This is a genomic window from Tardiphaga sp. 841_E9_N1_2 (assembly GCF_051811065.1).
In the GTDB taxonomy this organism is placed as follows: Bacteria; Pseudomonadota; Alphaproteobacteria; order Rhizobiales; family Xanthobacteraceae; genus Tardiphaga; species Tardiphaga robiniae.
In genome coordinates, this window is sequence record NZ_JBPWQC010000001.1 from 5,360,505 (window position 1) to 5,382,956 (window position 22,452).

23 protein-coding genes and 1 pseudogene are annotated in these 22,452 nt (G+C 61.6%); 12 read left to right on the forward strand and 12 right to left on the reverse strand.

Translation table 11 applies throughout. The annotated features are described in order from the left end of the window. Positions 1-345 precede the first annotated feature (345 nt). Positions 346-1,302, forward strand: a complete 957-nt coding sequence (locus AB8A50_RS25670; protein ID WP_439079367.1) for an Abi family protein — start codon at positions 346-348, stop codon at positions 1,300-1,302. A gap of 276 nt (positions 1,303-1,578) precedes the next feature. On the opposite strand, the gene AB8A50_RS25675 is transcribed toward AB8A50_RS25670, so the two are convergent. The 4 genes from AB8A50_RS25675 to AB8A50_RS25690 form a co-directional block, all read right to left on the reverse strand. Next, positions 1,579-1,830: a hypothetical protein gene (locus AB8A50_RS25675; protein ID WP_093759559.1), complete on the reverse strand. Its 252-nt coding sequence runs from the start codon at positions 1,828-1,830 to the stop codon at positions 1,579-1,581. A 619-nt stretch (positions 1,831-2,449) separates the two neighbouring features. Beyond that, entirely contained in the window at positions 2,450-2,794 is a 345-nt protein-coding gene (locus tag AB8A50_RS25680; protein WP_068733204.1) for a DMT family transporter, read from the reverse strand. A 62-nt stretch (positions 2,795-2,856) separates the two neighbouring features. After that, entirely contained in the window at positions 2,857-3,513 is a 657-nt protein-coding gene (locus AB8A50_RS25685; RefSeq protein ID WP_089262423.1) for a DsbA family protein, read from the reverse strand. Positions 3,514-3,618: 105 nt separating this feature from the next. Further along, positions 3,619-4,098, reverse strand: coding sequence for a DUF721 domain-containing protein (locus tag AB8A50_RS25690; RefSeq protein WP_068733742.1), 480 nt, complete (start codon positions 4,096-4,098; stop codon positions 3,619-3,621). A gap of 28 nt (positions 4,099-4,126) precedes the next feature. On the opposite strand from AB8A50_RS25690, the gene mutY reads away from it, so the two are divergent. Next, complete coding sequence (gene mutY / locus AB8A50_RS25695; RefSeq protein ID WP_093760045.1) at positions 4,127-5,239, forward strand: A/G-specific adenine glycosylase; 1,113 nt, start codon at positions 4,127-4,129, stop codon at positions 5,237-5,239. Between the two features lie 22 nt (positions 5,240-5,261). Here mutY and AB8A50_RS25700 read toward each other — a convergent pair whose 3' ends face one another. After that, the gene (locus AB8A50_RS25700; RefSeq protein WP_439079370.1) at positions 5,262-6,551 is read right to left on the reverse strand and encodes a flavin-dependent oxidoreductase; all 1,290 of its coding nucleotides are present in this window, start codon (positions 6,549-6,551) and stop codon (positions 5,262-5,264) included. Positions 6,552-6,757: 206 nt separating this feature from the next. Here AB8A50_RS25700 and AB8A50_RS25705 point away from each other — a divergent pair, with 206 nt between their 5' ends. Next, entirely contained in the window at positions 6,758-7,294 is a 537-nt protein-coding gene (locus tag AB8A50_RS25705) for a PAS domain-containing protein (protein ID WP_093760043.1), read from the forward strand. Continuing rightward, positions 7,257-8,582 carry a methyl-accepting chemotaxis protein gene (locus AB8A50_RS25710; protein ID WP_439079372.1) on the forward strand — a complete coding sequence of 442 codons (1,326 nt, stop codon included), beginning with the start codon at positions 7,257-7,259 and terminating at the stop codon, positions 8,580-8,582. The genes AB8A50_RS25705 and AB8A50_RS25710 overlap by 38 nt, the downstream gene beginning before the upstream one ends. A gap of 78 nt (positions 8,583-8,660) precedes the next feature. Here AB8A50_RS25710 and AB8A50_RS25715 read toward each other — a convergent pair whose 3' ends face one another. Together AB8A50_RS25715 and AB8A50_RS25720 are read right to left on the reverse strand one after the other, a co-directional pair. Continuing rightward, the gene (locus tag AB8A50_RS25715; protein WP_089262415.1) at positions 8,661-8,996 is read right to left on the reverse strand and encodes a hypothetical protein; all 336 of its coding nucleotides are present in this window, start codon (positions 8,994-8,996) and stop codon (positions 8,661-8,663) included. 156 nt (positions 8,997-9,152) lie between these two features. Continuing rightward, the gene (locus AB8A50_RS25720; protein WP_439079374.1) at positions 9,153-10,076 is read right to left on the reverse strand and encodes a LysR family transcriptional regulator; all 924 of its coding nucleotides are present in this window, start codon (positions 10,074-10,076) and stop codon (positions 9,153-9,155) included. Positions 10,077-10,167: 91 nt separating this feature from the next. Between AB8A50_RS25720 and AB8A50_RS25725 the strand changes: the two genes are divergently transcribed. Continuing rightward, entirely contained in the window at positions 10,168-10,596 is a 429-nt protein-coding gene (locus AB8A50_RS25725; protein ID WP_439079376.1) for a nuclear transport factor 2 family protein, read from the forward strand. Positions 10,597-10,649: 53 nt separating this feature from the next. Here the strand turns inward: AB8A50_RS25725 and AB8A50_RS25730 are convergent, their stop codons facing one another. Next, complete coding sequence (locus AB8A50_RS25730; RefSeq protein WP_175368743.1) at positions 10,650-11,336, reverse strand: glutathione S-transferase family protein; 687 nt, start codon at positions 11,334-11,336, stop codon at positions 10,650-10,652. Positions 11,337-11,484: 148 nt separating this feature from the next. Then, positions 11,485-12,618, reverse strand: coding sequence for a site-specific DNA-methyltransferase (locus AB8A50_RS25735; protein ID WP_093759553.1), 1,134 nt, complete (start codon positions 12,616-12,618; stop codon positions 11,485-11,487). Between the two features lie 240 nt (positions 12,619-12,858). On the opposite strand from AB8A50_RS25735, the gene ypfJ reads away from it, so the two are divergent. Further along, positions 12,859-13,800 carry a KPN_02809 family neutral zinc metallopeptidase gene (ypfJ, locus tag AB8A50_RS25740; protein ID WP_089262405.1) on the forward strand — a complete coding sequence of 314 codons (942 nt, stop codon included), beginning with the start codon at positions 12,859-12,861 and terminating at the stop codon, positions 13,798-13,800. 2 nt (positions 13,801-13,802) lie between these two features. After that, complete coding sequence (moaB, locus tag AB8A50_RS25745; protein WP_439079378.1) at positions 13,803-14,363, forward strand: molybdenum cofactor biosynthesis protein B; 561 nt, start codon at positions 13,803-13,805, stop codon at positions 14,361-14,363. On the opposite strand, the pseudogene AB8A50_RS25750 reads toward moaB, so the two are convergent. Next, positions 14,360-14,839, reverse strand: a pseudogene (locus AB8A50_RS25750) (GNAT family N-acetyltransferase); the annotation flags it as partial. The gene moaB and the pseudogene AB8A50_RS25750 sit on opposite strands and share 4 nt — an antisense overlap. Before the next feature lie 29 nt (positions 14,840-14,868). After that, positions 14,869-15,438: a glycosyltransferase gene (locus AB8A50_RS25755; RefSeq protein ID WP_089262399.1), complete on the reverse strand. Its 570-nt coding sequence runs from the start codon at positions 15,436-15,438 to the stop codon at positions 14,869-14,871. 204 nt (positions 15,439-15,642) lie between these two features. Between AB8A50_RS25755 and AB8A50_RS25760 the strand changes: the two genes are divergently transcribed. The 4 genes from AB8A50_RS25760 (at position 15,643) to AB8A50_RS25775 (ending at position 19,771) form a co-directional block, all read left to right on the forward strand. Beyond that, a complete protein-coding gene (locus AB8A50_RS25760) occupies positions 15,643-16,806 on the forward strand; it encodes a PA0069 family radical SAM protein (RefSeq protein WP_439079380.1) in 1,164 nt (387 codons plus the stop codon). Between the two features lie 117 nt (positions 16,807-16,923). Next, the gene (locus tag AB8A50_RS25765; protein WP_439080034.1) at positions 16,924-17,376 is read left to right on the forward strand and encodes a VOC family protein; all 453 of its coding nucleotides are present in this window, start codon (positions 16,924-16,926) and stop codon (positions 17,374-17,376) included. A gap of 75 nt (positions 17,377-17,451) precedes the next feature. Continuing rightward, a complete protein-coding gene (locus tag AB8A50_RS25770; protein ID WP_439079382.1) occupies positions 17,452-18,180 on the forward strand; it encodes a ribonuclease HII in 729 nt (242 codons plus the stop codon). An 82-nt stretch (positions 18,181-18,262) separates the two neighbouring features. Further along, on the forward strand, positions 18,263-19,771 hold the full coding sequence (locus AB8A50_RS25775; protein WP_439079383.1) for a glycosyltransferase family 39 protein: 1,509 nt from the start codon (positions 18,263-18,265) through the stop codon (positions 19,769-19,771). Positions 19,772-19,784: 13 nt separating this feature from the next. Here the strand turns inward: AB8A50_RS25775 and AB8A50_RS25780 are convergent, their stop codons facing one another. Beyond that, complete coding sequence (locus AB8A50_RS25780) at positions 19,785-20,618, reverse strand: uracil-DNA glycosylase (protein ID WP_439079384.1); 834 nt, start codon at positions 20,616-20,618, stop codon at positions 19,785-19,787. Positions 20,619-20,774: 156 nt separating this feature from the next. Between AB8A50_RS25780 and AB8A50_RS25785 the strand changes: the two genes are divergently transcribed. After that, positions 20,775-22,433 carry an electron transfer flavoprotein-ubiquinone oxidoreductase gene (locus AB8A50_RS25785; RefSeq protein ID WP_439079385.1) on the forward strand — a complete coding sequence of 553 codons (1,659 nt, stop codon included), beginning with the start codon at positions 20,775-20,777 and terminating at the stop codon, positions 22,431-22,433. Positions 22,434-22,452 lie beyond the last annotated feature (19 nt).

Sequence of the window (22,452 nt, forward strand, 5' to 3'; positions counted from 1 at the left end):
CCGCTTTTCCCAAGGGTTTTGCGGGGGATAGGTGGGGGAGGGAGAGAAAAAGGGCTTGTTTTAAGGGGGATGCGGGAGGAAAGCGCGCGATTTCTACGGAGCGTTAGCGTGTTCCGCACTTAGTAGCCTCAGACTTCGCTTTAGCTTCTCGGCATGGCTCCAAACAATCCAAGCAAATGGTACTGGCGCTTGAGTGATTATTTATAGTTGTTAACAATCGATATCGGTTGTGAGAAAAATATCCCCTTGACGGATTCGTGCCCATGAATCATATGTCTCTTCAACATGGCCGGCCCCTCTGCGCGAAAGCGTACGGGTCGGTCTTCTTTTTTGTAGGTCCGCTTGATGGCCTACAGTAAGCCCTACCTCACCGTAAAAGATCAGCTCGCCCTTATTAAATCGCGAGGGATGATCATTTCGGATGAGGCGCTTGCCGAGTCCTACCTCAACAAAATCGGATACTATCGTCTCAGCGGATACTGGTATCCGTATCGCGAAGCCAAGCAGGTTGCCGGGATTACGAAAGTCCTCGACGACTTCAAAAGTGGTACCAAATCCTCCGAAATCGTAGACCTGTACGTCTTCGACAAAAAGCTTCGCCTGGTTTTCCTGGACGTCATTGAGCGTATCGAAATAGCGCTACGTGTTCAGATAACTCTCCAACTCGGCAAGCAAGGGGCGGATGCGCATAGAAATCCGAAGGCTCTTCACCCCAATTTTCTGCGACAGATAAATCAGAAAACCGGCAAGTCACAACACGCCGAGTGGTTAGCTCGCAACGACGATGCGTTTGACAGGTCAAAAGAGGAATTTGCGAAACATTTTAGAACAAAATACTTTGGTGAAATCCCTCCCATTTGGATAGCCGCAGAATTGTGGGACTTCGGTACGATGTCATTTCTGTATGCGGGAATGCGTAAGTCCGATCAGATTGCCGTAGCTAAAACTTTTAACGTGCCATCTTTCGACGTCATGGAGACGTGGCTTCGTTCAATCAATGTCGCTCGCAATATCTGCGCTCATCATAGTCGATTTTGGAACAAGCCCAGCGTCGTGCAGCCGAAATGGCCTTCTGCTGTTGATGTCCCTGATCTCGGGCATATTGTCGGTGATACAAATGCTCAAACACGCATCTATGGATTGGCGTGTCTGTGCGCGCATCTGCTGAAGTCGATAAATCCGAATTCGACGTGGTTGCCGCGGTTCAAGTCGACGGTGTCTGACTTCCCCAGTTCTACGGTCGTTAACCTGAAATCGGCAGGCTTTCCGGCAGATTGGGATAAGACAAATTTGTGGTCGTGAATGATGATCGGTTCGCGTGCCTCACACGTCCCGCGCATACCCATTCGGACGACGCTGCTGCGGTGCGCCGAGCACGGCGATGCAGAGGCCGAGAAATGCCAGGCCGATGATCTCGCAGATGAAATTTTCAAACATGATACGCCCTCACGCTAATGGGATGAGAATGCGGAGATGGCGCTTAAGCGTTCCTTAATGCGCGTTTACGCTTCGATAATGTGTGGAAACACAGTTAATCCGCGAGGGCACCATCCGTTAACATCCGGCTACCGCAGGATGTCAGCGGGCGTGAGTCTGTGCGCTGTGCGGCATCGGGATTTTGGCCTTCAGCGCGGCTTCGCCTTCGGGCGTGATGCAATAACGCACCAGCGAGCCGGCCTGGAGCGCGATCCAGGTCTTTTCGACCATCTTGGACAGGGTCTTCGGCCCGGCAGGCATTAAATGCGGCGCAAGCAGGCCCGGCGTATCGCGCAGTTTCTGAAGCGCGGTGCGCTCGACATAATGCGGCAGGTGGCTGGCGCGTGTCGGCATGGGGCAAGTCTCATCGGGTTGGACGAGGGGAACTGAACTATTCTTTTGGGTGAACTACGTGAACGTTTGAGCGCGGCTTCAGTTGCATCCGGCATCGAAAAAATGCGCGGCGGCGCTTGACAGTTTTCCTATAAGATTATAATCAAATCCTGTCCGGTTCGCGAGGGGCGCTTCATGAGGCGTCTTGAGGTGGGACAGGATGCGGCGCCTGCGGGTGTGGGGTGACGTACCCCGCACACTCGGGAGGCTTGGGGTCACCGTCCGGGCCCACTACGGGGCTCTGCCACTCATGCTGGCTGGACGTGGTATTGGTGAACGGCGCGAAATCGTCGGGATAAGCGGAGTGCGGAGCTCTGCCCTTTACCCGGAAGAACGGTCCCTCAGCTAAAAAGACGTCGCGGTGGCGCGCCCTCAAGGCGTTGCGCGGTTGCAGCTTGCCGGCGTTCCGGTGGAGCGGATCGCGACACACACCACCCTTTGCGCCTGATGGCGCGCCGCCGCCCCTCATGTTTCAGGAGGGGGACTGCTCACACCTCGGACGCGCAAGCGCCGCGAGACTGCGAGAGCTTGTCTGTTTGAAGCGAAGAAGAATCAGAGAACACGATGGCGCGGCAGCGCGCTAATGCGACGCGCTGGCGGAGAACGCGTTGACGATGACCACGCCGGTCAGGATGAAGCCGATGCCGATGATGGCGGCGAGATCGAGCGCCTGCCGGAACGCGAAATAGCTCACCGCAGAAATCAGCACGATGCCGAGCCCGCTCCAGATCGCATAGGCGATGCCGACCGGCATCACCTTCAGCGCGTGCGACAGGAAATAGAGCGACAGGATGTAGCAGACGGCCATGCCGAACGTCGGCCAGAGCTTCGTGAACTGCTGCGACTGCGCCAGCAGCGCCGTGCCGATGGTTTCGAGCACGATGGCGCAGCCGAGGGCGGCGTAGTTGAGGAAGGTCGGGGTCATGAAAGGGCTCGGGCGTTCAGGAAGCCCTCCCCGCGCAAAAACGGGGGAGGGACAAGAAGACCTCAGCTCTTCAGCAGCGGGGTGATCTTCTTGGAGAATTCCTCGAACGACTGCTCGCCCTTCAGCATCTCGCCGTTGATGAAGAAGGTCGGTGTCGAGTTCACCTTCAGCACTTCATTGGCGTATTTCTGGTCAGCGGCGATCTTGTCGAGCAGCGCCTGGTCCTTCAGGCATTCTTCCACGGCCTGCTGGCTGAGGCCGGCCTGCTTGCCGATGCGGGTCAGGGTCGCGGCGGTGTCCTTCATCACCCAGTCGTTCTGCTGCTTGAACAGCATATCGATGACGGCGAAGTACTTGCCCGAGTCTTCCTTGGCGATGCAGCGCGCCAGCATCGAGCCGGCGGCGGCCTTGATGTCGAGCGGGAATTCGCGAAACACGAAGCGGATCTTGTTGGTGTCGATGAAGGCTTCCTTGATCTTCGGGAACACCTGCTCGGTGAAGGCCGCGCAATGCGGGCAGGTCATCGAGGCATATTCGGTGACGGTGACGGCGGCATCCTTCGGGCCGAGCGCCATGTCGGGCAGCGACACCGGCTTGGCGACGTCAACGGCGTTCTGCGCGAAAGCCTCGGAGATCAGCTGCAGCGGCGACAGGCCGATGGCTGCTGCGGCGCCGGTGAGGGCAAGGGCGGCGGTGAAGTCACGGCGCGTGATGATCAAAGGAATGCTCCAAAGCGGCGGCGGACGCCGGGAAAAGGTTCGCTTCGCTAACTTGAAACCACAAATGTGGCAAGCACGCGCCGGTTCCGGGCGAGCTGGAAAGCCTCAACTTCGCTTGATCGAGGCGCCGAGCCGCGCCAGTGCCTCGCGCAAGGCGTCGTCCTCGACCTCGGGCAGCGTTTCTGCGACCTGGGCGATGGCCTTGGCATCCGGCGGCTTCACGGTGCGGCGAGGCTGCGGCCGCGACAGCGGCGCCTGGCGCAGCGCGATCTTGCCGACCGCGTTCCAGCCGAAAAAGCGATTCACCCGCTGCAGGATCGCATCTGACGAATGCTGGATCTCCAGCGCCATCGGCCCCTCGACGCGCAGGATGAGTGTCGCCGGCTCCTGCGGCTGGCCTTCCACAGGGCGCGGCCACTGGATCTTCAAGGGCTCGGAGAAATTCGCCACCTGCTGGCCGGCGATCTCGGCCCAGCGTGTTACCAGCTCGCGTGAGGCAAAGCCCTGTTTGGCATAGGCATCGGCAAACACCCCGCCGAGCAGGACGGAGAGCGGTTTCGCCGAGATATAGCCGGGCTTGTTCATGGTCGGGCGTTTTGGATACATGGTCGGCATGAGTCTATCAGCCGCCGCCACCCGACGAAAGAAACCTTCCGCACGGGATAGCGGGGAAAGCGCCGCCGCAAAGCGTCCGGCCCAACTGCTCGCCTGGTATGACAAGCATCGCCGCAGATTGCCGTGGCGGCCATTGCCCGGCGAGGGCATCGATCCCTACCGGGTCTGGCTGTCGGAAATCATGCTGCAGCAGACCACCGTGCAGGCGGTCGGGCCGTATTTCGCCAAGTTCCTGGCGCGCTGGCCCACGGTGAGCGATCTCGGCAGCGCCTCGCAGGACGACGTGCTGCGGATGTGGGCCGGGCTTGGCTATTACTCCCGTGCGCGCAATCTCCACGCCTGCGCCGTCACCGTGCTGCGCGACCATGGCGGCGTCTTCCCGGATACCGAGGATGGGTTGCGCGCGCTACCGGGCATCGGGCCCTATACGGCATCGGCCATCGCCGCGATTGCCTTCGGCCGCCAATGCATGCCGGTGGACGGCAATATCGAGCGCGTCACGTCGCGTCTCTATGCAGTGGAAGAACCGCTGCCGAAATCCAAGCCGGTGATCGTGGGCCTCGCAGCCACACTGCTCGGTCCGACGCGGGCGGGCGACAGCGCCCAGGCGCTGATGGATCTCGGCTCCACCATCTGCACGCCCAAAAAACCCGCCTGTGCGCTGTGCCCGATCAATGACGATTGCGCGGCAAAGACCCGCGGCGATCAGGAGACGTTTCCGCGAAAGGCGCCGAAGAAGGCCGGCACACTGCGGCGTGGTGCGGCGTTCGTGGTGACGCGGGGCAACGAACTCTTGGTGCGCACCCGCCCGGAAAAGGGCCTGCTGGGAAACATGACCGAAGTGCCATCATCGGAGTGGCTCGCCGGTCACGACGACAAGGACGCCTTGAAGCAGGCGCCGACCTTAAAAAATCTCACGGCGTGGCATCGCAAAACCGGCGCGGTCACCCATATCTTCACACACTTCCCGCTGGAGCTCGCCGTCTATACGGCGCATGTGCCCCCCCGCACCCGCCCCCCCGAGGGCATGCGCTGGGTCCCGATCGCAACATTGGATGACGAAGCCTTGCCGAACGTCATGCGCAAGGTCATCGCGCACGGGCTGGATTGAAGTTTGAATCCAGCGAGTTGCATCAACTCGCGTTGGAAAGTTGCGACGATTGCGGCAGCGTCACGATCGGCGGCTTCGCGTTGAGCCCTTCAACCTGAAAACCGGCGACGCGCTTGTAGTTGGCGGCGATGTCTTCGAGTTCCTGCTGCGACAGCACGTCGGTGACGACGTTGAAGCCCTCAGGCGCGCGCTCCTCGACGATCTGCATGACCTGTTCCGGTCCGTTGCGGCGGTTCAGCATCACAAGGTCGGTGGTTGCGGGGCGGCGTTCGGCCTCATAGGCTTCGAGTGCGGCTGGCACGTCGCCAAGCGCAAGAATCTCACGGGTCAGCACGCGGGCGTCGAGGATGGCCTGCGACGCTCCGTTGGAGCCGATCGGATACATCGGATGCGCGGCGTCTCCCATCAGCGTCACGCGGCCGAAGGTCCAGCGATCGACCGGATCGCGGTCGACCAGCGGATATTCGTAAGCGTGCGGGCAATTGCTGATCAGACCGGGTACGTCGAGCCAGTCGAAGCGCCAGTCCTTGAACCAAGGCAGGAACTCGTCGAGCCGCGCCGCGCGGTTGTAGTCCTCGCGGCGCCACTCATAGGTCGGCGGCATGTGCCGTTCGGCCACCCAGTTGATGTCGTATTTGCCGTCGGCATCCGGCTCCTGCGAGATCGGGTAGCAGACGAATTTCAGGATCTCGTGGCCGGCCATGATCATGGTGCGGCCAGTCAGGAACGCATCGCTCTTGGTGATGCCGCGCCAGAGAATGCGGCCATTCCAGAGCGGCGCGCCTTCCTGCGGATAGAGCTTCTGCCGGATCGCCGAATGGATGCCATCGGCGGCGATCAACAGCGTGCCGTCATAGCTGCCAGCGGATTTGCCGGTGGCCTTGTCGATGAAGTCGGCGCGGACGCCGTCCGGCGTTTCGGTCCAGCCGGTCAGGTGATGACTGGTGAGGATGTTGTCGGCGCCAAGGCGTTCGATGGCGGTGTCGAGCAGGATCTGCTGTAGCCTGCCACGATGGATCGAGAACTGCGGCCATTTGTAGCCGGCCTCGATGCCGCGCGGTTCGCTCCAGATCGGCTTGCCGTGTTTGGAGAAGAAGGCGAGTTCGCGGGTGCGCACGCCCGACGCGTCGAGCTGGTCGTGCAGGCCGAGCTCGATCAGCTCGCGCACCGCATGCGGCAGCACATTGATGCCGACGCCAAGCGGCCTGAGTGCCGGCACGCTTTCGAACACGCGGCATGGCACGCCGATCTGGTGCAGGCTGAGCGCGAGCGTCAGTCCGCCAATTCCGCCGCCTGCAATGAGAACGGTCATTTTTGTTGCCTCCCCCTCGATTTGATCGAGGTCATGGCACGGGAAAGGCGATCGCGGCAACTGGGACGATCGCGACGGAAAAACGCGTCCGGATCGTCCGCCGGCAGCGAATTCATGGTGGACGGAACCTTAACGCAAAATTCAGCCGCGTTCCCTAATACCGGTGGCACTACTTTTTGGGTGAATCGGTCACCGACAGGTCAATGATGTCCAACCAGATTAAGCCGAGCGGCCGCGAGACTTTCTTTCCGGCATCGGAGCTCATCGTATCCAAGACGGATCTCAAGGGTCGCATGACCTATGTGAATCGTCTGTTCTGCAAGATGGCCGGCTATACCGAAGCCGAGTTGCTCGGCCAGCCGCACAGCCTGATCCGTCATCCCGATATGCCGCGCAGCGTCTTCAAGCTGCTCTGGGACACGGTCGAGGAGCGCCGCGAGATTTTCGCCTTCGTAAAAAACATGGCGAGCAATGGCGATCACTACTGGGTCTTCGCCCATGTCACGCCGTCCTACGGCCTCGACGGCAAGATCGCCGGCTATCATTCCAATCGCCGTGTCCCGCCGCCGGATCTCATCAAGAAGACGATCGCGCCTCTTTATGCCGACGTGCTGGCAATCGAGAAGCGACACGTGAACGGCAAGGAATCCCTCGCCGCCGGCTACAAGGCCCTTACCGATTTCGTTGCATCCCAGAAAGTCAGCTATGACGAACTTATGTTTTCTCTCAAGAGCGCAGCTTAGCACGCTCGTCGTCATTGCCGGCTCTGCGCTTGCTCTGGTGCTTCAGTTCTTCGGTCTTCCGCTCGCGGCCATGGTCTGTCAGGCCGTTGTGATCGCTGCGGCTGTTGCCGCGCTTGTCCTGATGGGCAAGACGGCGCGCCTGATTGAGAAGGCGCGCATCGCCTGCCAGCGCATTGCGCAGGGCGACTTCGAGGCCCGCATTCTGGGAATTCCCGTGCGCGGCGTGACCGGCGAGTTGCTGCATAGCGTCAATGACATGATCGATGGCTGTGACGCCTTCGTGCGTGAATCCACCGCGGCGATGGCGGCGCTCAACGACAACAAATATTACCGGCGCATTCTGCCGGGCGGATTGCATGGCGGCCTGCTGCACGGCGCGAAAGCGATGAATGCGGCGACCGACAATATCGCCGACCGTATCAGGAATTTCGAGCGCCAGACCAGCCAGCTCGAATCCACGGTGGGCGGCATCGTGTCCGCACTCGACAGCGGTGCGGTCGAGATGAGCAGCACCGCAGGCAATCTGCGGACCGGTGCATCCTCGACATTGACCCGTGTCACCTCGGTAGCAGCGGCATCCGAACAGGCGTCCGCCAACATGCAGTCAGTGGCTTCGGCCACCGCGCGGCTGTCGTCCAGCGCCAGCGAAGTCGGTGCCGACGTCAATCGCTCGGCCGCCATCGCCGGCCGCGCCGTCGAACGCGTCGCCGATGCAGCCAGCAATGTCGACGTGCTTCGCGCTGTCGCCGTGCGCATCAGTGAAGTCGTGACCTCGATCAACGTGATCGCCAGCCAGACCAATCTGCTGGCGCTGAACGCGACGATCGAAGCGGCTCGCGCAGGCGATGCCGGTCGTGGTTTCGCAGTGGTGGCGCATGAAGTGAAGGCACTGGCGACACAGACCGCCAACTTCACCGCCGAGATCGAAAAGGAAATCGGCCAGGTTCAGTCAGCGACCGACAAAGTCAGCTCGTCGATCACCGAGATTGGCACCGTGATTGCGGAAGTGAACGAGATCACCGGCAAGGTCGCGAGTGCCTCGGAAGCGCAGTCCGCGGCAACGGCCGATATCGCGCGCAACATCGACGAGGCCTTCGCCGTGGTGCGCGAGATTTCAACCAACATCCAGTCGCTGGCAACCACCGCCAAGGACACCGAACAACTCGCCACATCGACCATGGTGGCATCGGGCGATCTGTCGTCGCAGTCGGGATTGCTGACCAAGGAAATCCGCGGCTATCTCGGCGAGGCCCGGCAAAATCTGGTACGCCAGGCTGCCGCGCGCTGATCGCGTCCGCTCATTTCGATTGATCCGGAATTGGCGCCGCTGCGGCGCCAATTTCTTTAGCGGTGTAACGCGCGATTGCTAGGCGCTGATATCCGTGAAGAAACCGCTGGCGCTGCCGCCATTCTCGGTCTTCTTGTTCACGGCTTCCTTGATCTTGTCGGCAATCTTCTGCTCGACCTCCCGGCGTTGCTCCGGCGACATGTTGTTCAATTCTTCTTCCGTTACGCCGATGCTCGACAGCAGCGCGTCGCGCATTTTTTCCGCTGGTGTCTTTTTCGCGTAGTCGAGGAATTTCTCTTCCGGCGATTTTGCTATCGCTGTTGCATTGCCGAGGCCGCTCTCGGCCTTGTCGGATGGCTGCAGTCTGGTCGGAAGCTTGAAGGACTGCATGCTGGAGATAATGGAGTTCGACATCTGAATTTCTCTTGCTGTGAGATGTTTGCGACCCACTACGCAAAAATCAAGCCATCAGAAATATTCAGAAATCATAAGCGGTTAGGTATTTGTAGTTGCTATCAGGCGTTGCCTGCCGGCAAGCTTTGCCGGCAAAATTGACCTAGGCGCGCTGCGTCAGGCCGTGCGGCGCTTCGGCGGGTCGAGTTCACGGCCGGTCTCCAGCATGATCTTGCGGAGCCAGATCGAGCCGGAATCGAATTGCGCGCGTGTGGGCGTGAACATGAACTGTTCGTCGATGCCGGGATCGAATGGCGGTGCAATTGTCGTGAGCGATAGCGGCTGAGCCAATGCGGCAATCAGGCGTCGCGGCACAAAGGCCACGACATCGGTCCGTGCCGCAACGTGCAGCGCCTCGATATAGCTCGGCACGACGAGGGCGATCTGCCGCTCCAGTTTCTTGCTGCGCAGCCAGTCGTCGATGAGGTCTTCGCTCTGGCCTCGGAGCACCACGGCGATATGACGGGCTTTGAGAAATCCCTCGGTCGTCTTCAGGCGCGCTACTGCCGGATAGCCCTTGCGGACGGCAAGGGCGTCGGAATCGACATAGAGCAACTGACGATGGAAGCCGTTGAAGGCGTTGCCGATGCTGATCACCATGTCGAGGCTGCGGGCGAATTCCGCCGTCATGATCGACGGGCCGCGCCATGGCACGACGTTGATCTGGACGCCCGGCGCGACGCTGTCGAGCTTCTTCATCAATGGCGGCATCAGCAGTTCGACAGCCAGATCCGGCATCATCAGCCGAAAGTGCCGGTCGCTTTGGCGGGCATCGAAGACATCCGGGATGAACAGTCCGCGGACTTGCTCCAGTGTCTGGGCAAGTGGACCGCGCAGGGCCTGTGCGCGCGGCGTCAGCTCCATGCGGGCGCCGACACGGACCAGCAGGGGATCGCCGAGAATGTCGCGCAGCCGGCGCAATGCATGACTGGTCGCCGGCTGCGACAGGCCAATCCGCATCGCGGCGCGGCCGACATTGCTCTCGCGCAGCAATGCATCGAGCGCGACCAGTAGGTTGAGATCGAGCGATGCCAAATTCATGGGGTGAATATATATCATACAGACTATCGATTGGAAGAATGGGGATTGTCCAACCCATACTGCGTCATCGTTCAAGCGATGGAGCAGAACAATGAGCACGGCAGACAACAAGAAACTTATCCAGCAGGTCTATAGCGATTCAGCCAACCGCAGCGGCACGACCTTCGCCGATCATCTTGCCGATGACGCATGCTGGATCGTCGTTGGTCAGTATTCCTGGGGACGCACCTTCAAGGGGAAGGATGCGATCCTCAACGGCCTGATGGGACATTTCCGGTCGCTATTCGACATCCGGCCGCGCACGGTCGCTTCCAATTTCATTGCGGAAGGCAATCTGGTGGTGGTCGAGGCCAAGGGCGACAATGTCACTAAGACTGGCGATCGTTACGACAACGATTATTGCATGGTGTGGCGCGTCGAGAACGGCAAGATCACCATGATCAAGGAATATTGCGACACGGGGCTCGTCGAGCGGGTGCTGGGTCCGTTCCCGGAAGAGATGGCACGCGTACCTGCCTGACACAAAAGGCCGGGCAGCAGTGCTGCGCCCGGCCTTCGTCGAATGGTTCGTGATCAGGCTGCGCTGGTGGCGAGATGTTTGAACATGGCGGCGCGGGCTTCGTCGTCCATCTCGGCCTTGAACTTGAATGTGTCCTTCAGGGCGACAGCCTTCGCTGCGGCCGGGCGTGCCGAGATCTCATCATGCAGGCGCTTTACGTTGGGGAATTGGGCAAAGCCCTCGTCGCCGAGAATGAAGTTGGTCATCCGCACCCAGCCCCAGACGTCCATGTCGACGATCGTGTAGCTGTCGCCGACCATATATTGCCGTCCGGCCAGGCGTTCATTGAGCACGCCGAGATGGCGTTTCGCCTCGAACTGATAGCGGTTATGCGCGTAGTCGATCTTCTCCGGCGCGAAATGCTTGAAGTGCACGGCCTGGCCGAAAAACGGACCGACGCCGGTGGCGACGAACATCAGCCAGGACAGCATCTCGCCGCGATTGGCCGGGGTGTTGGCGGGCAGGAATTTGCCGGTCTTCTCGGCGAGGTAGAGCAGGATGGCGTTGCTGTCGAACACCTTGACGCCATCGTCGTCGATTGCAGGCACCTTGCCGTTCGGATTGACCTTCAGGAAGTCCTGGTTGAATTGCGCACCGGTGCGGGTGTCGATGGCGATCGGCTCATAGGCCAGGCCGGCTTCTTCCAGAAACAGCGCGACCTTGGTCGGGTTTGGCGACCCGTTGAAGTAAAACTTCAGCATCTCAAATCTCCCTGGATTTTATACGTCAATGCACGAGGCGGGCCGCTGATGCGGACCGTTGTCTCGTGCTTGGAATTCAGGGGGAGTGCAAGCGATGTTTTGACGAAGGCCGGGCGCATGCGTCCGGCCGGTGGCATGGGCGGGGACTTTAGACCGCGCCCATCTCGCTGCGGATTTCAGCGCGGAGTTCGTCGATCAGGCGCAGGCCCTTCTTGGTCTCGACGTGCCAGAACGTCCAGCCGTTGCAGGAGGCGGAGCCTTGGGCCATCGCGCCCATGCGATGGATCGAGCCGACCTTGTCGCCGAACATGATGGCGCCGTCGGCGCGCACCAATGCACCATGACGCTTCTTGAGATCGACCAGCTTGGTGCCGGGCGAGATCATGCCCCGCTCGACCAGTTCGGAGAACGCCACGCGGGGCGCGCTGCGGGCGGTCATGAACGGTGCCAGTGTTGCCTCGGGCAGCGGCTCGATCGCGGCGATGCGTGCTTCGGCAGCGGCGGCATAGTCGCGGTCGCGTTCGAAGCCGATGTAATTGCGGCCGAGGCGCTTGGCGACGGCGCCTGTGGTGCCGGTGCCGTTAAACGGATCGATCACGAGATCGCCGGGTTTCGACGATGACAGCAGCACGCGGGCCAGCAGGCCTTCAGGCTTCTGGGTCGGGTGAACCTTCTTGCCGTCCGAGCCCTTTAGGCGTTCGTCGCCGGTGCAAAGCGGAATCAGCCAGTCGGAACGTGCCTGCACGTCCTCATTCGCGGCCTTGAGGGCTTCGTAATTGAACGTATAGCCCTTGGCGTTCTCATCGCGCGCGGCCCATATCATGGTCTCATGCGCATTGGTGAAACGACGGCCGCGGAAATTCGGCATCGGGTTGGACTTGCGCCACACGATATCGTTGAGGACCCAGAAGCCGAGGTCCTGCATGATCGCGCCGACGCGGAAAATATTGTGATAGGAGCCGATCACCCACAGGGTCGCCGACGGCTTCATGATACGGCGTGCGGCCAGGAGCCACGCGCGCGTGAAGTCGTCATATGCGGCGAATGACGAGAACTTGTCCCAGTCATTATTCACCGCATCGACATGGGATTCATCGGGGCGCTTGAGATCGCCCTTCAGCTGCAGATTGTACGGCGGATCTGCGAACACCAGATCGACCGACCCTGCCGGGAGTTTTGACATCTCTGCGACGCAATCACCAATGACGATGCTGCTGCTCGGAGAGGTTTCGAAGTGAGAGCGGGGCGCCCTTGCAGACGCCCCGCGACGCGAAACAACCATGACTCAATTACTCTGACTCAGGCGACGCTGTCGGCGACGCGGGACTAAACAACCGACGGGCAGACATTGACCGGGCAAAGTAAAAATCGACTTAATTGGTAACGAGTTCGAACTAGGCAAGTTTTGCCGGGCAGGTTAATGCTTAATGGAATGGAAATTTTACGCTGCAATTGCGTTATGGTGTTCGGATCGCGTCAAACCGGTCTAAAATGCTGCGACTTGAAATGAAGGAATTACCTCATGCGTTACGATGACTTCCGTCGCAGCGACAATATCGACGACCGTCGTGACGATAGCGGCGGGGGATACGGCGGCGGAGGTGGCGGTGGTTTCGGAATTCCTGGCGGTGGCGGTGGTCTCGGCATCGGCACGGTGATTGTGCTTGGCCTCGTTGGCTGGGCGTTCGGCATCGATCCGCGCATTCTTATCGGCGGTGCAGAAATTCTCACCGGCGGCCAGCAGGCGCCGACCTATCAGACCGACCGTCGCTCGACGCCGACGAAATCAGGCGCACCCACTGACGAGATGGGCAGCATGATCTCTGGCGTGCTCGGCGAGATCGACGATCGCTGGGACGAAATCTTCAAGGAGAGCGGGCAGAAATATACCGGGCCGCAGATCGTGCTGTTTCGTAATGCCACCAATGGCGGGCGCTGCGGCAATGCGCAGTCGGCGATGGGGCCGTTCTACTGTCCGCCCGACAAGAAGATCTATCTCGACACCGGCTTCTTCCGTCAGGTCGAAACCAAATTCCGCGGTTGCTCGGGCAATGCCTGTAAATTTACCGCGGCCTATATCATTGCGCATGAAGCCGGCCATCACATTCAGAACCTGCTCGGGATCATTCCGCGCGTGACACGGCTGCAGCAGCAGGCCGGCAGCAAGGCTGAGGCCAATCTGCTGCAGGTTCGCGTTGAACTGCAGGCCGATTGCCTGTCGGGCGTCTGGGTCAATCGCGAATCGAAGAAGCGGCCCGGTTTCCTCGAAGCCGGTGACATCGATGCCGCGCTGCAGACCGCGTCCGCCATCGGCGACGATACGTTGCAACGTCAGGCACAGGGCCGCGTCGTGCCGGACTCGTTCACGCACGGTTCTGCCGAACAGCGCAAGCGCTGGTTCATGACCGGCTATCAGCAAGGCACCGTGCAGGCCTGCAACACATTTGCGACGGATCGGCTGTAGCGATGGAGCCTGATGCGACCAAGGCCTTCGTGCCGCTCAACATCGCGGTACTGACGATCTCCGATACGCGCTCGCTTGACGACGACAAGTCCGGTGCGACGCTGGCGGATCGGCTGACATCGGCTGGTCACACGCTGGCGAAGCGAGATATTGTCACTGACGATGTCGAGGCGATCCGGACGATTGTGCGTGCATGGATCGCCGATTCCGGTGTTGACGCGATCATCACGACCGGCGGCACGGGCTTCACCGGCCGCGATGTCACGCCGGAAGCCATCGAGCCTCTGTTCGAGAAGCGGATGGATGGTTTCTCGATTGCGTTTCACATGCTGAGCCACGCCAAGATCGGTACCTCGACGATCCAGAGCCGCGCGACTGCTGGCACCGCCGGCGCGACATTTATCTTCTGCCTGCCGGGTTCGCCCGGCGCCTGCCGCGATGGCTGGGACGGCATCCTTGCCGCGCAACTGGATTACCGCACGCGGCCCTGCAATTTCGTGGAGATCATGCCGCGGCTCGATGAGCATCTGCGACGTCCGAAAGCGAAGGGCGCGTCGGTCTAGAGCACGAGCTCCCAGGTCTCACCGATCAAATCCTGACCGAAACTGCGATGCGGCTCGGTGGCGACCAGCGCGAAGCCGGCATCCTGATAGATTTTTCGCGCTGCGCCGAGATTGCTCTGGGTCCACAGCGTGATCCTGCGATAACCGCATTGGCGCGCAAAGGCGATGGATTCCGTCACCATGCGCTGGCCGAGCTTTTGTCCGCGCGCCTTGGGATCGATCAGCAAGAGCCGAAATTTGGCGACGTCGTTGGATTCTTTCACGAGAAACAGCGAGCCGACGGGTGCGCCATCCATCTCGGCGATCCAGCAGCGTTCGCGCGTGGCATCGCATGATGCGACGAATTCTGCAGCGATGTCGGCTACCAGCGCCTTAAAGGATGCATCGAACCCGTATTCGGCCGCATAGAGCTCGCCGTGACTGCGGATGACCCAGTCGATATCGCCAGGCTGGAGATCGCGTAGCACTGCAGGCTGAACGGCATCGGGGACTTGGGCGGCCATGATCAGGCGACGATGATCCGGCTGCGCAGCAATGTGCGTGAGGAGCGGCCGAGCTGGCGCAGCAACCGCGCTTCCGAGCGCCGGGCATCGGGCGCGTAGCCGCCGAGACGATCATAGTGTTCGCGGGCGATCAGCAGGCCCTGATCGGCCTTGGGTCCCGTGATCATCCGGACCAGGTGCTTCAGGCCATCGCGAAAATTGGTCTCGTCATAGGGCGAGCGCGCATAGCGGAAAATGCCCGCGCGGGGGCGGTTGCTGGTCGATACGCGCTGGATGAATTGCTGGGTCTCCTCGATCCAGCCGGCATCGAGCACGGCGCCGGCATGGAGAAACATTAGCCAGGGCGAGCGCGCCTGCTTGGCGCCGGCGGCCATCGCCGCGGCGCGCGATCCCTGCGAGGTCAGGAAGCCGCAGCCCGCGACATCGGCGACACGTTCGATGACATCGGTACCAGCGCGATCGACCAGCAGCACTTCGCGGATCACACCGGCAGCAGCGCCCGGCACCAGCGCTGCCAGTGTGGCAACAGCGGGCTGTTCGACGCCTTCGGTGGGGATGATCACGCTCAGCATGGGTGTCGGATAATACCTCTCAACAACGGGGTGGCCGCGTTATCATTTCGTCATAGTCTATGCGGCACCGGCGGCTGCTGCAATTTCGGGGCGGTTCGACTTTCGGCCGCCCCTGCAAGGCGGCGGGAGAATGCGCAGTGCCCCGGCCGTGTGCCACCCTATTTATGTTCTTGATTTGTTCCGTTTGTGCGCTATCGTGGCTTCATGAGTCGCCAGATCGCTGCCCTCAAGCACCCGCCGGTCCCGGCGCCCTCCGATAAGCCGGCGGGTGCGCTTTCCCCTTTTCCCGAGATCGCGGTGGCGATCGACCAGCAGCGGCGACGCGGCCGCGGTGCCCAGTCCAACGACAGCGGGCGCTACGAGGCCGAGGCCCGGGTCGCCTTTGATGACGGCTGGCAGAGCCTCGATGAATTGCCGCCGTTCAAGACGACTGTTGCGACGGACACCGCGCGCAAGGTCATCACGCGCAATGAATCGCCGGATATCGGCTTCGACCGTTCGATCAATCCCTATCGCGGCTGCGAGCATGGCTGCGTCTATTGTTTCGCGCGGCCGACCCACGCCTATCTCGGTCTCTCGCCCGGGCTCGATTTCGAATCCAAACTGTTCGTGAAGCCCGATGCGCCGGCGCTGCTTGAGAAGGAGCTGGCCGCCGCCGAGTACGAGCCGAAGATGATCGCGATCGGTACCAATACCGATCCGTATCAGCCGATCGAGCGCGAGCGTCAGGTGATGCGCGGCATTCTCGAAGTGCTGGAGAAGACCGGTCATCCCGTCGGCATCGTCACCAAGTCGGCTTTGGTGACGCGCGATATCGATATCATGGCGAGGATGGCGAAGCGCAATCTGGTCAAAGTGGCGTTGTCGGTGACGTCGCTCGATCCGAAGCTCGCGCGCACCATGGAGCCGCGCGCGTCGACGCCGTCGAAGCGGCTGGAAGCTTTGCGGCAGCTATCCGAGGCTGGCATTCCGACCACGGTGATGGTGGCGCCCGTGATCCCTGCGCTGAATGACAGCGAGATCGAACGGATTCTCGATGCCGCCGCGCATGCCGGCGTCAAGGAGGCCAGCTACGTTTTGTTGCGGCTGCCGATGGAAGTACGCGATCTGTTTCGCGAGTGGCTGATCGCGAATTATCCGGACCGCTATCGCCACGTCTTCACGCTGATCCGCGAAATGCGCGGCGGCCGCGATTACGACTCGCAATGGGGTACCCGCATGAAGGGCACCGGGCCGATGGCCTGGATGATCGGTCGCCGCTTCGAGATCGCCTGCACGAAGCTCGGTCTCAACAAACGTCGTTCGAAGCTCACCCTCGATCATTTCGAGAAGCCGGCGGGTGCCGGTCAGCAATTGAATCTGTTCTAACTCCGCAGGTCTCGCAGCGTACGGAGTGGTGGAGAGGGGACGTTGGCAGGAAACCAGAGCCTGCCAACGTCCCTCTTTTCGATCTATAGAGTGAGTACAGGAGTGACACGCATGACGATGACGAAACCACCGGCGCCGATCGCGCGCATGACGGTAATCACGCTGGGCGTGGCGGATATGCGCAGGAGCATTGCGTTCTACGAAGCGCTGGGCTTTACGCGAAAGGCCCGTGCCTCTGGCGAGGCCATCGCCTTTTTTGACACCGGCGCCAGCGTCCTCGCGCTGTTTCCATGGGATCAACTGGCGCAGGACGCGACATTGCCTGACCATCCAAGGCCACAGGCGTTTCGCGGCAGCACGCTGGCGTGGAATTGCCGCTCCGAAGGCGAGGTCGATGCGGTCCTCGCTTTCGCTGTCGATTGTGGTGGATCGCTTTTGAAGCCAGCGCGAAAGACCGATTACGGTGGCTATTCCGGCTACTTTGCGGACCCGGACGGGCATGCATGGGACGTGGTGACGGCACCGGAGATCGAGGTCGGTGATGACCGGCGGGTGCGTCTGGACGATTAAAGACCCGACCTGAATAGCGGGCATGATCCTGAGTTCCCGGTTGCACCCCGGGAGCTGCTTCAGCAGGATCCCCCGATGATTCGAGATGCGAAGAAGAAAGCGCCGGCCAAGCCGCGCAAGATCGTGGTCGCGCCGAGCTTCACGCGCGAGCGCACACTGCTCAAGAAAGGTATCTGGCCGGTGGCTGGTTGCGACGAGGCCGGGCGTGGTCCGCTCGCAGGACCGGTGGTTGCCGCCGCGGTTGTGTTGGACCCGAACAACATTCCAAAAGGTCTCGACGATTCCAAGAAGCTGACAGAGAGCAAGCGCGAGGCGCTGTTTGAGGAAATCTGCGCGACGTCGTCATTTGCCGTCGCCTACGCATCACCCGCCCGGATCGACCGCGACAACATCCTGCGGGCGTCGCTCTGGGCGCTGGCGCGTGCGGTCGCGTCGCTCCCGGACGCGCCGAAACATGTGTTTGTCGACGGCCGCGACAAGATCGATACGACGGCCGATTGCGAAGCCGTCATTGGCGGCGACGCGTTGGTGTTGTCCATCGCAGCAGCCTCGATCATCGCCAAGGTGTCGCGCGACCGGCTGATGTGCCGGCTGGCCGAGGATTGCCCGGGCTACGGTTTCGAGGTCCATAAGGGCTATGGCGTGCCGCAGCATATGGCCGCGCTGAATGAATTAGGGCCCAGCATTCATCATCGCAGCCTGTTCGCGCCGGTTGCTGCGGCGCGTGCGCGTCATCAGACTGGCGTCCGTGCGGCGGGTCTGATCGAAGTCCACACCACCATCGATATCGAGATATCCGCCTGAGCGCTCAGGCGGTTGCCTCTCCCGGCTGTGCGCCGTATCACCTGAGCACGCTTCATTCCCTGCTGGCCGGTTCAGACGTTCAATGCGTTTCACCTCCCTGATCGTCGAACTGATCCGCGCCCGGCCACGGCTGGTGTTCTGGATCGTCGTGCTGTGTCAGGCCGCGATCTGGCTCGTCGTCCCCCTGCTGCTGTATCGTGGGCCGCCGGGCGATCTCGCCACCGTGTTGGCCTATGGTCGGGAATATCAAGTCGGTACCCATATGGGACCGCCGCTGGCGTTCTGGCTGGCGGACGTCGCCTTCCGGGCCGCCGGCAATCATGTTTTCGGTGTCTATCTGCTGGCGCAGATCTGCGCCGTCCTCACCTTCCGCGCGGTCTATCAGCTGGGCAGTGCCATCGTCGGCGGCCCGCAGGCTGTCATCGCCGTGCTGCTCACCATGACGGTTACGGCCTTTAGCACGCCCGGCATCGAATTCGGCCCGCTGATCCTGGCGCGTCCGCTCTGGGCGATGTTCCTGCTGCATGCCTGGCTGGCGATCGGGCAGGGGCGTCGCAATGCCTGGTTCGCACTGTCGATCGAGGCCGGACTGCTGCTGCTGACCACGCCTCAGGCCATGTGGTTGTTGCCGCTGCCGCTCGTCTTCGGTCTCGCGACCTCGCGTGGCCGCAGTAACCTGACGTCGTTCGACCCGCTTTATGCCTTGCTGGTCATCGCGGTGCTGACATTGCCATGGGCCATGTGGGTGATCCGGGCCGGTGCGTCGATTGTGCCGGTACCGCCGCAACTGACCGATATCGCCGGCCAGGCGCGGCAGTGGGGCGTGATGATGGCCTGGCTGCTTGCGTCAATTACCGGCGTGATCGTGCTCACGGTGATGAATTGGGGCCGCATCGTTCCTAAGACCGAGGAAGCTCCGATCATCTTCCGCCCGCCGGTCGATCCGCTGGCACGTGACTATGTATTTTTCTTCGCGCTGGTGCCGGGGCTGCTCGGCAGCCTGTTCGCTGCCCTCTACGGCCTCGATCGCGTGGTCGGCGGTGCCGGTATCGCGCTGGTGATGTCGGGTCTCGCCGTCGTCGTGGCGTCGGGCGACCTGATCGCGCTGCGGCGCCAGCGCGTGCTGCGTAAGGTCTGGGCCTTCGCCATCATCGCGCCGGCCCTCGCAGCCTTCGCCAGTCTTGTGATTCTGCCTTGGGTCGACGGCCCCGAGGATGTCACAGCGCTTCCCGCACGCGAGATCGGGCGCTTCTTCGGTGAGAGTTTCGAACGTCGCACCAATCGTCCACTGTCGGCCGTCGCGGGCGATGCGCAACTCGCAGCATTGATCGGGATGAGCGCGTCACGGCCGCATCTGCTGAACGATGCAGTGCCTTCCCGTACGCCGTGGATAACGCCAGCGAAGTTCGCCGAGACCGGCGGCGTCGTGGTGTGGCGCGCGGCAGATACGATCGGCACGCCGCCGGCGGAGATCGCGCAGCGCTTTCCCAACCTCGTGCCGGAAGTGCCGCGCGCCTTCGAACGTCTGGTGAATGGCCGGCAGCCCTTGCTGCGAATTGGCTGGGCGATCGTGCGGCCGAAGGCGCCCTAGACGAACGCCTTTGCTAGCTGGTCCTGCCCGACGGCGCTTCCAGCGCCTTCGCGATCGCGCGCAGATCCATCCAGGTCATCCGCTTGTAGGACGGCGAGCGCAGCAGATAGGCCGGGTGAAACGTCGCCAGCGCTTTGATCTTGCGGGTGCCGGTGTCGTAATCGACCCAGCGTCCCCTGGACTTCATGATGCCGTCGCGGGTCTGCAGCAGCGTCTGTGTCGACGGATTGCCCAGCGTGACGAGAATGTCCGGATTCACCAGTTCGATCTGGCGCTGGATGAACGGCAGGCAGATCTGTGTCTCCTGCGGCGTCGGCGTGCGGTTGCCCGGCGGGCGCCATGGAATCACATTGGCGATATAGACGTCGGTGCGCTTCAGGCCGATCGCGCCCATCATCAGGTCGAGCAATTTGCCGGAGCGGCCGACGAAGGGCAGGCCCTCGATGTCCTCGTCGCGGCCGGGTGCCTCGCCGACAAACATGATCCGCGCCTGTGGATTGCCGTCTGCAAACACCAGTTGGGTCGCGGTCGATTTCAGGGCGCAGCCGTCGAATGTATCCAGCATGCCACGCAGCACCTCGAGCGAGGGCGCGGTGCGCGCGGCGTCCCGGGCGGCGGCAATCGCCACGTCCGGGGCGACCTCGACGCGTGCGGGTGGGCGTGCTGGGGGCGGCGGCATGCCATTCAGCGGCGGTCGCTTCGGCGCGCTGTCGGACAGCTCCCGGGCAGGCGGCGGGAGGTCGTCCGACAGCCGGTTCACCGGCTCATCCATCAATGCGCAATCGACCCCAGCCTCCAGATAAAAGGCGAGCAGTTGCGCAACGCTGGGGTGGGGTTCAGGCGTCATGAGAGGGGGGTCACAGGCATGCCAGCAATCTAGGCCGGATCGCCGCCCAGCGAAACGCCCCCTGTGCATTTAGGTGGTTGTTCTTCCGTGAAAAATCGGAAACAACAGCCCTTAGAAGCGTTCTGAACGGGTTGGAAACGGGTCTGAGACGAGATTATGAGCACTGAAGAACTTCCGCCGCGCGAGTCCATGGAATTCGACGTCGTTATCGTCGGTGCCGGGCCCTCGGGTCTGTCGGCCGCGATCCGGCTGAAACAGCTCAATGCGGACCTGTCCATCGTTGTCGTGGAAAAGGGTTCCGAAGTCGGTGCGCACATCCTGTCCGGCGCGGTGATCGATCCGGTCTCCCTGGACAAGCTGATTCCCGACTGGCGCGAGGACGCCGACTGCCCGCTCAAGACCCAGGTCAAGGACGACCAGTTCATCCTGACCAGCGAGACCGGCGGCATCCGCTTGCCGAACTTCATCAACCCGCCACTGATGAACAATCATCACTGCTACATCACGTCGCTCGGCATGATGTGCCGCTGGCTCGGCGCCAAGGCTGAAGCGCTCGGCGTCGAAATCTATCCGGGCTTTGCGGCGGCCGAGACGCTGTATGACGAGAACGGCGCGGTACGCGGTATCGCCACTGGCGACATGGGAATCGGCCGTGACGGCAAGCCGAAGGATTCCTTCACCCGGGGCATGGAACTGCTGGGCAAGTACACGCTGTTCGCCGAAGGCGCGCGTGGCTCGCTGACCAAGCAGGTGATCGCCAAGTTTGCGCTCGACAAGGATTGCGAGCCCGGCAAGTTCGGCATCGGCCTCAAGGAAATCTGGCAGATCGATCCCGCCAAGCACAAGAAGGGCTTGGTTCAGCATACGCTGGGCTGGCCGCTAGACGACAACACCGGCGGCGGTTCTTTCCTGTACCACTACGACGACAACCTCGTTGCAGTCGGCTTTGTAGTGCATCTGAACTACGACAATCCGTATCTGTATCCGTTCGAGGAGTTCCAGCGGATGAAGACCCATCCGATGATCCGCGACACCTTCGCCGGCGCCAAGCGCCTGGCCTATGGCTCGCGCGCGATCACGGAGGGCGGCTATCAGTCGGTGCCGAAGCTGGTCTTCCCGGGCGGCGCGCTGATCGGCTGCGCCGCAGGCTTCGTCAACGTGCCGCGCATCAAGGGCGTGCACAATGCGATGGCCAGCGGCATGCAGGCCGCGGAGCAGGTGTCAGCCGCGTTGGCCGCCGGTCGCGCCAATGACGAGCTAACGGAATACGAGACTGGTTGGCGCGGTTCGGCGATTGGTCAGGACCTGCACAAGGTCCGCAACGTCAAGCCGTTGCTTTCCAAATTTGGCAACCGGATCGGTATGCTGCTGGCGGGTTTCGATATGTGGTGCAATACGCTGGGCTTCTCGCTGTTCGGTACGCTCAGTCACGCCAAGCCGGATCGCAAGACGCTGAAGCCGGCGAACGAATACAAGCCGATCCCTTATCCGAAGCCGGACGGTAAGCTGACCTTCGATCGCCTGTCCTCGGTGTTCATGTCGAACACCAATCACGAGGAAGACCAGCCGATCCACCTCAAGGTTGCGGATATAGAGCTGCAGAAGAAGTCCGAGCATGACGTCTTTGCCGGCCCGTCAAATCGCTATTGCCCGGCAGGCGTCTATGAATGGGTCGAGGAATCGACCGGCCCGCGTTTCCAGATCAATGCGCAGAATTGCGTCCACTGTAAAACCTGCGACATCAAGGATCCGAACGGCAACATCACCTGGGTTCCGCCGGAAGGTGGCGGCGGCCCGAACTACGAGGCGATGTAACCGGTTCGCTGATTACGAT